The sequence below is a fragment of the Paenibacillus sp. VCA1 genome (assembly GCF_031583795.1).
GTDB classification, from domain to species: Bacteria; Bacillota; Bacilli; order Paenibacillales; family Paenibacillaceae; genus Paenibacillus_AQ; species Paenibacillus_AQ albilobatus.
Map to the genome: position 1 here is coordinate 74,810 of NZ_JAVLSX010000011.1, position 12,384 is coordinate 87,193.

The 12,384-nt window shown below is 54.6% G+C and carries 14 protein-coding genes; 11 read left to right on the top strand and 3 right to left on the bottom strand.

The annotated features are described in order from the left end of the window. Positions 1-48 precede the first annotated feature (48 nt). From RJP21_RS23345 to RJP21_RS23370, 6 genes are all read left to right on the top strand, one after another. Positions 49-585 carry a hypothetical protein gene (locus RJP21_RS23345; RefSeq protein ID WP_310861446.1) on the top strand — a complete coding sequence of 179 codons (537 nt, stop codon included), beginning with the start codon at positions 49-51 and terminating at the stop codon, positions 583-585. A 52-nt stretch (positions 586-637) separates the two neighbouring features. After that, positions 638-808, top strand: a complete 171-nt coding sequence (locus tag RJP21_RS23350; protein ID WP_310861447.1) for a hypothetical protein — start codon at positions 638-640, stop codon at positions 806-808. Between the two features lie 68 nt (positions 809-876). Next, the gene (locus RJP21_RS23355; RefSeq protein WP_160042525.1) at positions 877-1,065 is read left to right on the top strand and encodes a hypothetical protein; all 189 of its coding nucleotides are present in this window, start codon (positions 877-879) and stop codon (positions 1,063-1,065) included. Positions 1,066-1,068: 3 nt separating this feature from the next. Further along, the gene (locus tag RJP21_RS23360; RefSeq protein WP_310861448.1) at positions 1,069-1,263 is read left to right on the top strand and encodes a DUF4177 domain-containing protein; all 195 of its coding nucleotides are present in this window, start codon (positions 1,069-1,071) and stop codon (positions 1,261-1,263) included. Between the two features lie 198 nt (positions 1,264-1,461). Continuing rightward, on the top strand, positions 1,462-2,169 hold the full coding sequence (locus RJP21_RS23365; protein ID WP_310861449.1) for a YjjG family noncanonical pyrimidine nucleotidase: 708 nt from the start codon (positions 1,462-1,464) through the stop codon (positions 2,167-2,169). A 214-nt stretch (positions 2,170-2,383) separates the two neighbouring features. Further along, the gene (locus RJP21_RS23370; RefSeq protein WP_310861450.1) at positions 2,384-2,905 is read left to right on the top strand and encodes a hypothetical protein; all 522 of its coding nucleotides are present in this window, start codon (positions 2,384-2,386) and stop codon (positions 2,903-2,905) included. 96 nt (positions 2,906-3,001) lie between these two features. On the opposite strand, the gene RJP21_RS23375 is transcribed toward RJP21_RS23370, so the two are convergent. After that, complete coding sequence (locus tag RJP21_RS23375; protein ID WP_310861451.1) at positions 3,002-3,766, bottom strand: SDR family oxidoreductase; 765 nt, start codon at positions 3,764-3,766, stop codon at positions 3,002-3,004. 142 nt (positions 3,767-3,908) lie between these two features. Between RJP21_RS23375 and RJP21_RS23380 the strand changes: the two genes are divergently transcribed. After that, a complete protein-coding gene (locus RJP21_RS23380) occupies positions 3,909-4,715 on the top strand; it encodes a DUF817 domain-containing protein (protein ID WP_310861452.1) in 807 nt (268 codons plus the stop codon). 158 nt (positions 4,716-4,873) lie between these two features. Here the strand turns inward: RJP21_RS23380 and cysK are convergent, their stop codons facing one another. Beyond that, positions 4,874-5,797: a cysteine synthase A gene (gene cysK / locus RJP21_RS23385; RefSeq protein WP_310861453.1), complete on the bottom strand. Its 924-nt coding sequence runs from the start codon at positions 5,795-5,797 to the stop codon at positions 4,874-4,876. Positions 5,798-5,976: 179 nt separating this feature from the next. Then, on the bottom strand, positions 5,977-6,705 hold the full coding sequence (locus RJP21_RS23390; RefSeq protein WP_310861454.1) for a YwaF family protein: 729 nt from the start codon (positions 6,703-6,705) through the stop codon (positions 5,977-5,979). A 217-nt stretch (positions 6,706-6,922) separates the two neighbouring features. Between RJP21_RS23390 and araA the strand changes: the two genes are divergently transcribed. The 4 genes from araA to RJP21_RS23410 all read left to right on the top strand — a co-directional run bounded on the left by araA (position 6,923) and on the right by RJP21_RS23410 (position 12,300). After that, on the top strand, positions 6,923-8,410 hold the full coding sequence (araA, locus tag RJP21_RS23395; protein ID WP_310861455.1) for an L-arabinose isomerase: 1,488 nt from the start codon (positions 6,923-6,925) through the stop codon (positions 8,408-8,410). A gap of 129 nt (positions 8,411-8,539) precedes the next feature. Beyond that, entirely contained in the window at positions 8,540-9,634 is a 1,095-nt protein-coding gene (locus tag RJP21_RS23400) for a GntR family transcriptional regulator (RefSeq protein ID WP_397386270.1), read from the top strand. 80 nt (positions 9,635-9,714) lie between these two features. Beyond that, on the top strand, positions 9,715-10,410 hold the full coding sequence (gene araD / locus RJP21_RS23405) for an L-ribulose-5-phosphate 4-epimerase (protein ID WP_310861457.1): 696 nt from the start codon (positions 9,715-9,717) through the stop codon (positions 10,408-10,410). A gap of 219 nt (positions 10,411-10,629) precedes the next feature. Beyond that, positions 10,630-12,300, top strand: coding sequence for a ribulokinase (locus RJP21_RS23410; protein ID WP_310861458.1), 1,671 nt, complete (start codon positions 10,630-10,632; stop codon positions 12,298-12,300). Positions 12,301-12,384 lie beyond the last annotated feature (84 nt).

Here is a 12,384-nt window from a genome sequence, read left to right on the forward strand (position 1 = left end):
CGGAGAACTTTTGTTTTTCTTTATACTGCCGGGAAGGAGGACGGAGACATGAGGAAAAGGTGGTATATCGTTGTTATGGTGCTCCTGCTGGCCACCAACGGGGTGACGCTTGGTTTGCTGATCCAGCGGTTAGGCGGACCCGCCAAACTCCCGGATAGCGGAAAAGCATGGGAAGCCTTTACGTTGAATGGTCAAAGCAAGTATTGGCAGGTAGAAGATTTTAAAATCATACGGACGGCCTCTGGCATTTTTAGGGGAAACGGAAATTTGAGGTACATAGGAAATCCGGATCATTTCAAACCGTACGATTATTTCGGCTACGCATTTTTTGAACGGCCGGGTGAAGGAAGTCCGAAACCCGTCATGAGCTATGCCGAAACCAGCAAAGGTGGAACGATCGACATTCCGGCTGCAGCCTGGCATATCGGCTCCATTAAAGGCACCGTTTCGGATTGGGAGCTCGCGGAAACGCAAGCGGACCTAAGTCTGTCGCACATGGAGGTGAGTTGGAAAGATAACGGGGGGATGCTCCACCAAGAGCTCATTCCGATGTCCGTAACGGAGGCTTATTCTAGTATGGAATAATTCGGGCAAACCCTCCGAAGGCATGAAATCACAGGCGAGAGGAAGGATAGCTATGGATACTACTACGGTAACAGGCAGCGGTATTTTTGCAATTATTCCATTCTTGATCATGTTGGCTTTTGCCGCGCTTGGCATAACGTGCATGATTTTGTTCATCCGCGTTGCCGTCCGGGCGATAAAGGCGCTGGATATTTATTTGGCAGAAAAATCTCGGAGGATGTAGCGGATTGATGCTTTCTCGGATTTACATCATGATTCAATCGTGATAAAAGTGATGAGGGGGATTTGACCATGAATAACGGGACAGGCGGTTATGTCGTCGGCTGGGGGACATTGGCGCTGATCAACGCCGGTTTGGCGCAGGGAAAAAACCGAAGCGGCCTGAACTGGTTTTTGATTTCGCTGCTGATCGGTCCCTTGGCGACGCTGCTCATCGTGGTGCTGGACAAATTGGAACCACCTAACGGAAGGATGCGTTAAATAATGGAGAATTGGGAATACAAAACGGTCAAATATCAAACGGGCGGTTTTTTGGGAGGAAAGGTCGACGAAGAGGAGTTCGAAAATTTGCTGAACGAATACGGCATGAAAGGCTGGGAATTGGTCTCCTGCTTTGACACGAACGCCGGCCAAGGGCACTCGCGGGATGTCATTGCGGTTTTCAAGCGAAAAGCGTAATGATGATCCTCAAAAACAAGCACATGGCGGATTCCGGAGATTTTCCGGCAGGCTGTGTGCTTTATTTATGCCGACGAAACGGAAAAAAGCCGGATAGAGAGTCCCCGCCCAAGGTGGATAAAATGCGTCTTTTCCCTTAAACTAGGATAGAATAAAGGCTGACATAAGCCCATTTTAAATAGAAGGAAGGCTTGCAACTTGTCTTACGAGTGGATTTTGTTCGATCTGGATGAAACGTTGTTTGATTTCAAAATGTCCGAGGCACGCGCCTTGGCTTACGTTCTGGCAAGCTTGAATCTGGATCCGGAGGATGCGAGCATTACCGATTGTTATAACCGGATCAACAAGGGGCTTTGGAAGGAGCTTGAGCAGGGCCTGATCAATTCGACGGAGCTGAAAGTGGAGCGTTTCCGGCGGTTTTTCCTCGAGCAAAAGCTGAATGAGGACGCGCAAGCCGTCAGCGACCGCTACATTCAATCCCTTTCCGAGCAATCGTTTGTGTTTGAGGGAGCGCTTGAGTTATGCCAATATTTAAAGGAAAACGGCTATCGCATCGCGGCCATCACCAACGGCATCAAGCAGGTGCAGTTCGGGCGGCTCAACCGTTCGGCGCTGAAGGACTTTTTCGAGGCGGTGATCGTTTCCGAGGATACGGGCTTCCAGAAGCCGCAGACGGGCATTTTCGAGCATGCGTTTGCCCAGATCGGCAGCGCCGACAAAGAAAAAATGCTGATGGTCGGCGATTCCTTGACATCGGACATTCAAGGCGGCAACAACGTCGGCATCAATACGTGCTGGTATAATCCGAACCGTCTTCCGAACCCGACGGGAATCGTCCCGACGCATGAGATTCACCAGCTGGATGAACTGAAATCGATTTTGACGCGCAGCAAAGTGAAAGCCTGATTGAAAGCGCATTGAACATGACAACAATTTGATGTGGTTGTAACCTAATTGTGACGATTTGGCGCGGCGGGATGTTTTATAGTGAAGCTATAAGAGATCCACGCCCGATCGGAGCCATTTCGAACTTTTTTGCAACATTCGGTTTGAAAATAACTCGGCAGGGTAATGGATCATATGGAATGAAATACTTGGTCCATTAAAGGAGATATTTTCAATGAAAAAAATCACGCTGTTTGCTACCCTCATCATCGCCCTGCTCATTATGACAACGTCGGCCAGCGCAGTCGGAACGGACAAGGAATATACCCCGGTTCCTCCGAGCGAGGACACAGTGACAGCTTTGATTTCTTCGATAAAGCAGGAGAACGGACACCTTGTCGTCCAAGCCGATCCGATCGAATGGTATGAAGGCGACGCGGCCGACCAGAAGTTCAAGGAACGGGAACCGGAAGCCGCCGAAGAATTGGGAGGCGCGCCTGACGGCTATTACATCGTCAACGACGATCAGACGCTGGAGACTTACGAGATCGCCCCGGATGCGAAGGTGCTGATGCAGCTGTATGACCACGACGGAACGTACGAAGGCATGGAAATCCAGTGGAACGAACCGGTATCGCTGGATAAATACGTGGCCATCATGAACAACGACAAGCTGATGGACATGAAAAGCTTCCCGTACCACCTGACGATAAAGGACGGCAAAGTCGTACAAATCGTGCAGCAGTATATTCCTTAAGCCACAAGCGAAAAAATCCAGTACTGTTGAAGTGCTGGATTTTTTCGGTTTACGGCTCATCCTGCGCAAATCGTCAAGCCCCGATGAAGGCAGCCATCATAGATGCGATCCGCCGCTGGCGTCAATCAGCTGGCCGGTGATCCAGCGGCTGTCCTCCGAAGCGAGGAAAGCGGCGATATCGGCGACATCCTCCGGCTGCCCCCAGCGCCCAAAAATCGAAAAATCCGCGCCGAATTTCCGGCCTTCCGGGGTTGACAGGCTGCCGGCATTCATATCGGTCTCGATGAAACCGGGGAGAATCGCGTTGATCGTAATTCCGCGCACGCCCAGCTGGTTCGCCAGGGAAAGCGTCAAAGCATTCATCGCGCCTTTTGTCATGCTGTACGCAGCAACGACAGGCAGGGATATTCGGGTGGTGGCGGAAGAAAGGTTGATGATGCGCCCGCCGTCCCGCAAGCGGGGAAGCGCCTGCTGAATGATGAAAAACGGGGCCTTGACGTTGACGGCCACGACGTCGTCAAAAGCTTGCTCCGTCGTCTCTTCGATGGGGATCGGCAGGCCGACTCCGGCGTTGTTGACCAAAATGTCGAGGCCGCTGTCCTGCAGGTGTTCCTGCATCAATGCATCCAGCGAAGCAAACAGCTGCCCAATGCCTTCCATTGAGCGAAGGTCCGCTCCGACGGCAAACGCGTCGCCGCCTTGCTGCTTGATTTCCTGAACGATCGCCTCGGCTTCGGCATGCTTGCTCCCGTAATGGACGGCGACAAGCGCGCCTTCTTCCGCCAAACGTTTCGCGACGGCACGTCCGATTCCGCGGCTGGCGCCCGTTACCAGGGCGGTTTTTCCCGTCAACTTGCTCATGTTCCCAACTCCCTTTATCGTTAACAGGCGCATTTTTGGCATTCCTGTTTGACACAGTTATAACATAGGGAAGATGCTAAAATTTTGCTCTCTCATTCGGGAAGATGAAACGGCACCATACATACCTAATTTGGAGGGGACTATGAACCCGATACGGACATTCATCATTTTTGGCCTTCAACAGGCCCGCTCCTGCATTTTTCCCGCGGTCATCTTTTTGACGCTCGCGGCTTCGAAGCTGATTCACATTCCCTTTGTCTCCAGATACGATTTCATTCTGGCGGTGTGCATTCTCGCTCAGGCGCTCATGCTAATGTTCAAGCTGGAAACATGGGATGAGTTCAAGGTCATCTGCATGTTTCACGTCATCGGCCTCGTGCTGGAACTATACAAGGTACACATGGGCTCATGGTCTTATCCGGAGGAAGGCTGGACGAAAATCGGCGGGGTGCCTCTTTACAGCGGCTTTATGTACGCGAGCGTGGCCAGTTACATCTGTCAGGCATGGCGCAATTTGAACCTGCGTATCCGTAACTGGCCGAAGGCGGTGTGGACCGTCGGGATCAGCGTGCTGATCTACCTGAATTTTTTCACCCACCATTACCTATGGGATTTGCGCTGGTGGCTGACGCTGCTGCTGGTCGTCGTATTTTTCAGAACCTGGGTATACTTCGACGTGGCCGGCAAAACCTTTCGCATGCCGCTGGTGCTGTCCTTTTTCCTGATCGGCTTTTTCATCTGGGTGGCGGAAAACATCTCGACCTTTTTCGGCGCATGGCAGTACCCGGATCAGGATCATGCCTGGAGGCTTGTGCACATCGGGAAAATCAGCTCGTGGTTTTTGCTTGTCGTCATCAGCATCATCATCGTGGCGCAGCTGAAAAAAGTGAAGGAAAACGAGCAAGCGGCGGAGAGAACTGCGGATGCGGTCCGGCATCCTCTCCCGTAAAACACCCCTCATCGCACAAAAGCGGGGCTTTGGTTTCGAAGCCGATTCAGGTCTTTTGCGGGGACCCCGGAATTTTATACATTTGTATTGAAAAAACAAGCCCGGTACCATGGCGGTACCGGGCATGTTTGTGCTTCGGGTGCGGCTTTTTTGCAAAACTAAAATATTCCCATGCTGAGATAACGTTCTCCGGTATCCGGTGCGATGCACAACACGCGTTTGCCCGGCCCCAGCCGCCGCGCCACCTGCAGGGCCGTCCATACGGCGGCGCCGGAGGACGGTCCGACCAAAACGCCCTCTTCCTTCGCCAGCCTGCGGGCGGTCCCGATGGCATCCTCGTCGCTCACCTGAAAGATTTCGTCGTATACGTTCGTGTTCAGGATGGGAGGGATAAACCCCGGGCTTGTCCCCACCAGCTTATGCGGACCCGGCTGTCCGCCGGACAGCACGGGCGAGCCTTTCGGTTCGGCAACGTAGATGCCGATGTCCGGAATCTTGTCCTTGAGTACCTCGCCGGTGCCGGTAATCGTTCCACCGGTGCCCGCCGTCGCCACAAAGGCGTCCAGACGGCCATCCATCTGTTCGATGATTTCCAATGCCGTCGTCTGGCGGTGAATGTCGGGATTGGCTTTGTTTTCGAATTGCTGGGGAATAAAGCTGTCCGGAATTTCCTTGTTGAGCTCAAGCGCCTTGCGGATCGCACCCGGCATCCGTTCGGCGGCCGGAGTCAGCACGACCTCCGCGCCGTACGCCTTCAAAATATTGATGCGCTCCTTCGTCATATTGTCGGGCATGACCAAGATGGCACGGTACCCTTTGGCGGCGGCGTTCATCGCCAGTCCGATGCCCGTGTTGCCGCTCGTCGGTTCGATGATCGTGGAGCCGGGCTTAAGCAGACCGTCTTTTTCCGCTTGAGCAATCAGGTTGAAGGCCGCGCGGTCCTTGACGCTTCGGCTCGGATTGAAATATTCGAGTTTGACGTACACTTCGGCGTCCTCCGCGGTCACGAGGTGGTGCAGGCGGACGGCGGGGGTGCCGCCGATCAGTCCGGTGATGTTTTGTACCACTTTGGGCTGTGTCATGATTTGGGGAGCTCCTTTACGATTTCTAACCGCAAAAAAAGGTAAAGCTTTTCCCATTATTATAATTCCGGGGCGGCAAACGTACAACGAAGATACGAAGCCGTAAGGTGTTATGTAAGGGAACGGGGGCCGTAAAGTACTTGAACAGGCTGTTAAGCGACGTTCCCTCTCCGGGAGGTTTACATGGCCGATGGCCCGCACAATGCGCTTTTCCGCCGCCATTTTTCCGGGAGAACGAAAAAGATCAGCTGCATCAGGGCGAAAACGAGCAGGGCAATCCCTTCCTCGGCCAGTAAATAAAACGGATACGGACCGAGAACGTCAAGCAGGGACGGCGTAGAAGGTTTATGCATCAAAAACATGTAGTTGGCGTCCAAAACGTAATCCAGCACGCCGACGATAAAGGCGGCGATATTGAGAAAAATCATCGCAACCCCGACGGATTTCCAGGTCGGCTTATAGTTTTCGACCCACGTCATGTACAGCGAAGCCAATATGATCAACATATGGGCGATAAAAAACTGGAAGAAGCGGATATGCGGATAGCCGTAAACCAGATTGGGCGTAAAAAGAGCCTGCAGCGCGCCGCCGATCCCGGCGAAAAACAAAATTTGATAAAGCAGCCGGCTGCGTGTCAGCAGCATGACAACGGACAGCAAAAGAGTGATGCTGCAAAGCTCCAAAGGCAGCGTATACCTCGGGCTCCACGTCCCTTCGGCGATATTCCACGCATCCAGAACTGCTTCCGAAACGGCGAGCAGCGCGGCCAGGAAAAGGCGGAGCAACTTTTTGGCGCCCTGGCTGTCGCGTAAGCGGTTACGGAACGCGTAAAGCAGAAGTGACGCGGCGAGAAGCGAAAGAAGCATAAGCAGGTGGGAAGCTGAGTAGGGGACAAACGGGTCGATCATGGCCATGCCCTCCTAAAAGCTGTTTGATATTTCCATGATAGCGGTTCGGCCTGCAAACGCAAAGATAAAAAATGTTTTGCTTGCTTTTTTGGGGAAGCGGGCATAATATAAAGCCATGGATAAATGTACGTACAAGTATGATTTTAAACAAATTTTAATCGTATATGTATGTACAAGTCGATGAACTCATACGCACCCATTAAGGAGGGCTAACAAGATGAATTTGAAACCGCACTCATTTTGGTTTGTCACCGGCAGCCAGCATTTATACGGACCCGAAACGTTGGAGCAGGTAGCTGCGCACTCGCAAATCATCGCCAAGGAGCTTGATCAGGATGCTTCTTTTACATATCCGGTCGTATTCAAGCCGATCGTCACGACGCCGGATGAAATCTACAACCTGATCATTCGGGCGAACAGCGATGAAACCTGCGCGGGCATCATCACGTGGATGCACACCTTCTCTCCGGCCAAAATGTGGATCGCCGGCCTTTCGCAGCTGCAGAAGCCGCTGCTCCATCTGCATACGCAGTTTAACCGCGACATTCCGTGGGAAACGATGGACATGGATTTCATGAACCTGAACCAATCCGCCCACGGCGACAGGGAATACGGCCATATCGGCGCCCGTCTAGGCATCGCCCGGAAAATCGTCGTCGGACATTGGGAAGACCCTGAAGTCCGCGAATCCATTGCCGGCTGGACGCGCACCGCAGTCGCCTTTGCCGAAAGCCGCCGCCTGAAAGTAGCCCGTTTCGGCGACAACATGCGCGAAGTGGCCGTAACGGAAGGAGACAAGGTGGAAGCCCAGATCAAATTCGGCTGGTCGGTCAACGGCTACGGCGTCGGCGATCTGGTGCAGGTGTTGAATGAAGTGACGGACAGCGAAGTGAAGGCGCTCCTGAACGAATACGCGGAGCAATATACGATTACCCAGGCCGGACTTAGCGACGGACCGGTGCGGGATGCGATTGCGTACCAAGCCCGCATCGAAATCGCGATGAAACGTTTCCTCGAGGAAGGCGGTTTCGGCGCATTCACGACGACGTTTGAGGACCTTCACGGCTTGAAGCAGCTTCCGGGTCTTGCCGTGCAGCGTCTGATGGAAGCCGGTTATGGCTTCGGCGGCGAAGGGGACTGGAAAACGGCGGCGCTGACGCGGGTTCTGAAAGTGCTCGCGAACAACAAGAATACGTCGTTCATGGAGGATTACACCTACCACTTCGAGCCGGGCAACCATATGATCCTCGGCGCGCATATGCTGGAAGTGTGCCCGACTATCGCGGCGACGCGCCCGTCGCTTGAAGTGCACCCGCTCGGCATCGGAGGCAAGGAGGACCCTGCCCGCCTCGTATTCGACGGTCGCGACGGCCAAGCGGTCAATGCGTCCCTCGTGGATCTCGGACACCGTTTCCGCCTGCTCGTCAATGTCGTGGACGGCGTGAAAGTCGAGAAGGCGATGCCCAAGCTGCCGGTTGCGCGCGTGCTTTGGAAACCGCAGCCTTCCCTGCGCGAATCGGCGGAGGCATGGATTTTGGCGGGCGGTGCGCATCACACCGTTCTCTCGTACGCGATCACGGCCGAAAACTTGGCCGATTTTGCGGAAATGGCCGGCATTGAAGCCGTCATCATCGACAAAGACACGTCGGTTCAGCGCTTCAAAAACGAACTTCTGTGGAGCGACGCCGCATATCGCTTAAGATAAGGGCAGTTTTGTCCCTATTCGCCCAGCCTATGATACAATAGCTATAAATGGAAGAGCCTGTCCGGCAGCACCGAACCTGACATGGTGCCCGGCAGGCTCTATACTCGAATTGTTTCGCTGAGGTGAATGATGAATAATAGACGGATTCCCAAATATATTCAATTAAAGAAAGAGCTGCTGTCCTGGTTCGAATCGGGCAAGCTGCAGCGGGGACAGCAGGTCCCGTCGGAGAACGAGATCGCGGAGCAGTTCGGCATGAGCCGCCAGACGGTCCGCCAAACCTTCGGGGAGCTGGAGAAGGAAGGATGGCTGGAAAGGATCCAAGGCAAAGGCACCTTTGCCCGCGAGCCGCAGCGCCGGGAAGGCGAACAGGCGAAAACGATCGGCATTATTACGACGTATATATCGGATTACATCTTTCCGCATATCGTCCGCGGCGCCGAAGCGGAGCTCCGGAGCAAGGGATACCGGCTTCTGCTGTCGAGCACCGACAACAACAAGGAAAAGGAAATGGAAAGCCTGCAGCTGATGACCAGCCAGCCGCTCAGCGGACTGATCATCGAGCCGACGAAAAGCGCCGAGGGCAATCCGAATTTGGCCTATTTTCTGGAGCTTCAGGAAAAGGGAATCCCCTATCTGATGATCAACGAAAAGTACCGGGAGCTGGAATGCGCCTGCCTGAAGGTGGACGACGAAGCGGGAGGCTACAAAGCGGTGCAATATTTGCTGGAGATGGGACATACCCAGATCGCCGGGTTCTTCAAACGGGACGACCTGCAGGGCGTCAATCGCCTGAAAGGGTTTCTGGCGGCGCATAAAGCGGCGGGAATGAGCGCTTCGCCGAAAAGGGTCGTCACCTACACGACGGAGGAAAAAAACGATCTGCCTTACCGGCAGGCTTTGCAGATGCTGGGCGAAGGAGAAAACCGACCGACGGCTTTCGTATGCTACAATGACGAGCTTGCCGTGCTGCTGATGGAGGCGGTTGCCGAAAGCGGGCTGCAGGTTCCGGAAGACGTGTCCGTCATCGGATTTGACGATTCCAGCCTGGCGACCGCTTCGGGGACGAAGCTGACCACGCTGACGCATCCCAAGACGGAAATGGGGCGGACGGCGGCAAGCCGGCTGATTGCCATGATTGAACAAGGAAAGACGGCACAGGATGCGGTATACGAGCCCGAGCTGATCGTGCGGGATTCCGTAGCCAAAAGAACCCAGGATTAAGAGGGACGGGTCTGCTTCAATGCGGACTCTTCCGCTCTTGCTTGTACGTACAACTACAAACCTGAAAGGATGTGTCCGACATGCTGGAAGCATTAAAACAACAGGTGCTTGAAGCCAATTTGGCTTTGCCGAAACATGGCCTCGTTACTTTTACATGGGGCAACGTAAGCGGAATCGACCGGGAAAAAGGGCTGTTCGTCATTAAGCCGAGCGGCGTGCCTTACGAGGATTTGAAGGCGGAAGACCTCGTCGTCGTCGATTTGGAGGGACGGGTCGTCGAAGGCGATTTGCGTCCGTCATCCGATACCCCGACACATATGGTGTTATACCGCGAATTCCCTGAAATCGGCGGGGTTGTACATACCCATTCGCCGTGGGGAACCAGCTGGGCGCAAGCAGGCCGGCCTTTGCCGGCGTCGGGAACGACGCATGCGGATTATTTTTACGGCGAAATTCCCGTCACGCGGCCGATGACGAAGGTGGAAATCGAAGGCGCTTACGAGCTCGAGACCGGGAACGTCATCGTGGAGCGGTTCCGTGAGCTCGGACTGGACCCGATCCAGGTTCCCGGTATTCTGGTGCATGCGCATGCGCCTTTTGTATGGGGAAGCGACGCCTTGAATGCGGTCCACAATGCGGTCGTGCTGGAGGAAGTGGCCAAAATCACCGCGCGGCAGCTGCAGCTCAATCCGGACAGCAAGCCGATGGACCAAACGCTCCTCGATCGCCATTTCCTGCGCAAGCACGGAGCGAATGCTTACTACGGCCAAAAATGATCGATCCCGGCTGGCTTCATTCATACAAATGATTAGCTCAACTTGTACAAAAGCGAAGTTTTATCGCAATGATTCGGATTTTTCAATATGCATTTCAGCCGCTTCCGTGTAAGATATTGACAAGTTAACCTGATTTGATCTTTATCGCTTGATCGGAAGCCGCATTTCGGATTTGCAGCATCGTCATCATAACTCGTTTTCGAGCTGGAGGGGACTCAAATGAGCAAAAAGTATACGATCGGAGTGGATTACGGGACGCAGTCCGGCCGCGCCGTATTGGTTGATTTGGCCGACGGCCGCGAAGTGGCGGACCATGTCACGCCTTATCCGCATCACGTCATCGACGAAAAGCTGCCGGGTTCCGGGAAAAAGCTGGACCATGACTGGGCGCTGCAGCACCCGGCGGATTACATCGAAGTGCTGCGCCGTTCGGTGCCTGCCGTCGTTCGCGATTCCGGCGTAGACCCGGCCGACATCATCGGCATCGGCATCGATTTTACGGCCTGCACCATGCTGCCGGTGGACGGCAAGGGGGAACCGCTTTGCCTGAAGCCCGAGTTTCAGGATCACCCGCACAGCTGGGTGAAGCTGTGGAAACACCACGCCGCCCAGCCGGAAGCGGATGCGATCAACCGGATCGCGGCCGAGCGCGGCGAAGCGTTCCTGCCGCGTTACGGCGGCAAAATTTCTTCGGAGTGGATGATCGCCAAAGCATGGCAGATTTTGAACGAGGCTCCGGAAATTTATGACCAAGCGGACATGTTCCTGGAAGCGACGGACTGGGTCATTTCGCAAATGTCCGGCAAAATCGTCCGCAACAGCTGCACCGCCGGCTACAAAGCAATTTGGCATAAGCAGGAAGGTTATCCGGGCAAGGAATTTTTCAAAGCGCTGGATCCGCGGCTCGAGGATTTGACCGAAACCAAGCTGCGCGGCGAAGTCATTCCGCTGGGTACGAACGTCGGCGGGTTGACGGAGGAGATGGCGGCGATGATGGGACTTCGGCCGGGCATCGCGGTTGCGGCCGGCAACGTCGACGCCCATGCGGCCGTGCCTGCCGTCGGCGTCGTGACGCCGGGCAAGCTGGTCATGGCGATGGGAACGTCCATTTGCCATATGCTCCTCGGCACGGAAGAGAAACAGGTCGAAGGCATGTGCGGCGTCGTGGAAGACGGCATCATCCCGGGATTGTACGGATATGAAGCAGGCCAGTCGGCTGTCGGCGACATTTTTGAATGGTACGTGGAGGAAGCGCTGCCGGCTTATGTGAAGGAAGCCGCGGACAAAGAGGGGATCGGCGTCCATGCCTGGCTCGAAAGGGAAGCCGCGCAGTATAAGCCGGGCCAAACCGGGCTCCTTGCGCTCGATTGGTGGAACGGCAACCGTTCGGTGCTTGTCGATACCGATCTGACGGGTATGATTCTCGGCATGACGCTCCTGACCAAGCCGCAGGAAATTTACCGCACCCTGCTTGAAGCGACGGCTTTCGGCACGCGCAAAATCGTCGACGCTTTCCATTCGAGCGGCGTAAGGGTTGACGCCTTGTACGCATGCGGCGGGCTGCCGCAAAAAAACAAGCTGCTGATGCAGATTTACGCGGACGTCACGAACCGCGAAATTTACGTTGCGGATTCCAAGCAGACGCCGGCGCTCGGAGCGGCGATTTTCGCGGCGGTAGCGGCCGGACAGGAAGCCGGAGGATACGACACGGTGATCGCGGCGGCCGAAAACATGGCGAGGGTCAAAGAAGAAACCTTCAAGCCGATTCCGGAGAACGTCGAAGTGTACGAACGTCTTTATCAAGAATACAACCTTCTCCATGATTATTTTGGCCGCGGCGCAAACGACGTGATGAAGCGGCTGAAGAACATAAAAAAGTCGGTCGAATAACCGGAGGGAAGATGGTTACATCAAGGCGCAGGACGGAGCATTCGGCCTGCGTCCCACGTTTACGATCGGAATAAACGCAAGAAA

Bases quoted from the DNA above. Each gene is read 5' to 3' on its own strand.
- RJP21_RS23410 (WP_310861458.1), top strand. From the start codon at position 10,630: ATGAGCAAAAAGTATACGATCGGAGTGGATTACGGGACGCAGTCCGGC.
- RJP21_RS23390 (WP_310861454.1), bottom strand. From the start codon at position 6,705: ATGATCGACCCGTTTGTCCCCTACTCAGCTTCCCACCTGCTTATGCTT.
- araA (WP_310861455.1), top strand. From the start codon at position 6,923: ATGAATTTGAAACCGCACTCATTTTGGTTTGTCACCGGCAGCCAGCAT.
- RJP21_RS23370 (WP_310861450.1), top strand. From the start codon at position 2,384: ATGAAAAAAATCACGCTGTTTGCTACCCTCATCATCGCCCTGCTCATT.
- cysK (WP_310861453.1), bottom strand. From the start codon at position 5,797: ATGACACAGCCCAAAGTGGTACAAAACATCACCGGACTGATCGGCGGC.
- RJP21_RS23350 (WP_310861447.1), top strand. From the start codon at position 638: ATGGATACTACTACGGTAACAGGCAGCGGTATTTTTGCAATTATTCCA.
- RJP21_RS23345 (WP_310861446.1), top strand. From the start codon at position 49: ATGAGGAAAAGGTGGTATATCGTTGTTATGGTGCTCCTGCTGGCCACC.
- RJP21_RS23375 (WP_310861451.1), bottom strand. From the start codon at position 3,766: ATGAGCAAGTTGACGGGAAAAACCGCCCTGGTAACGGGCGCCAGCCGC.
- RJP21_RS23360 (WP_310861448.1), top strand. From the start codon at position 1,069: ATGGAGAATTGGGAATACAAAACGGTCAAATATCAAACGGGCGGTTTT.
- RJP21_RS23400 (WP_397386270.1), top strand. From the start codon at position 8,540: ATGAATAATAGACGGATTCCCAAATATATTCAATTAAAGAAAGAGCTG.
- RJP21_RS23380 (WP_310861452.1), top strand. From the start codon at position 3,909: ATGAACCCGATACGGACATTCATCATTTTTGGCCTTCAACAGGCCCGC.
- RJP21_RS23355 (WP_160042525.1), top strand. From the start codon at position 877: ATGAATAACGGGACAGGCGGTTATGTCGTCGGCTGGGGGACATTGGCG.
- araD (WP_310861457.1), top strand. From the start codon at position 9,715: ATGCTGGAAGCATTAAAACAACAGGTGCTTGAAGCCAATTTGGCTTTG.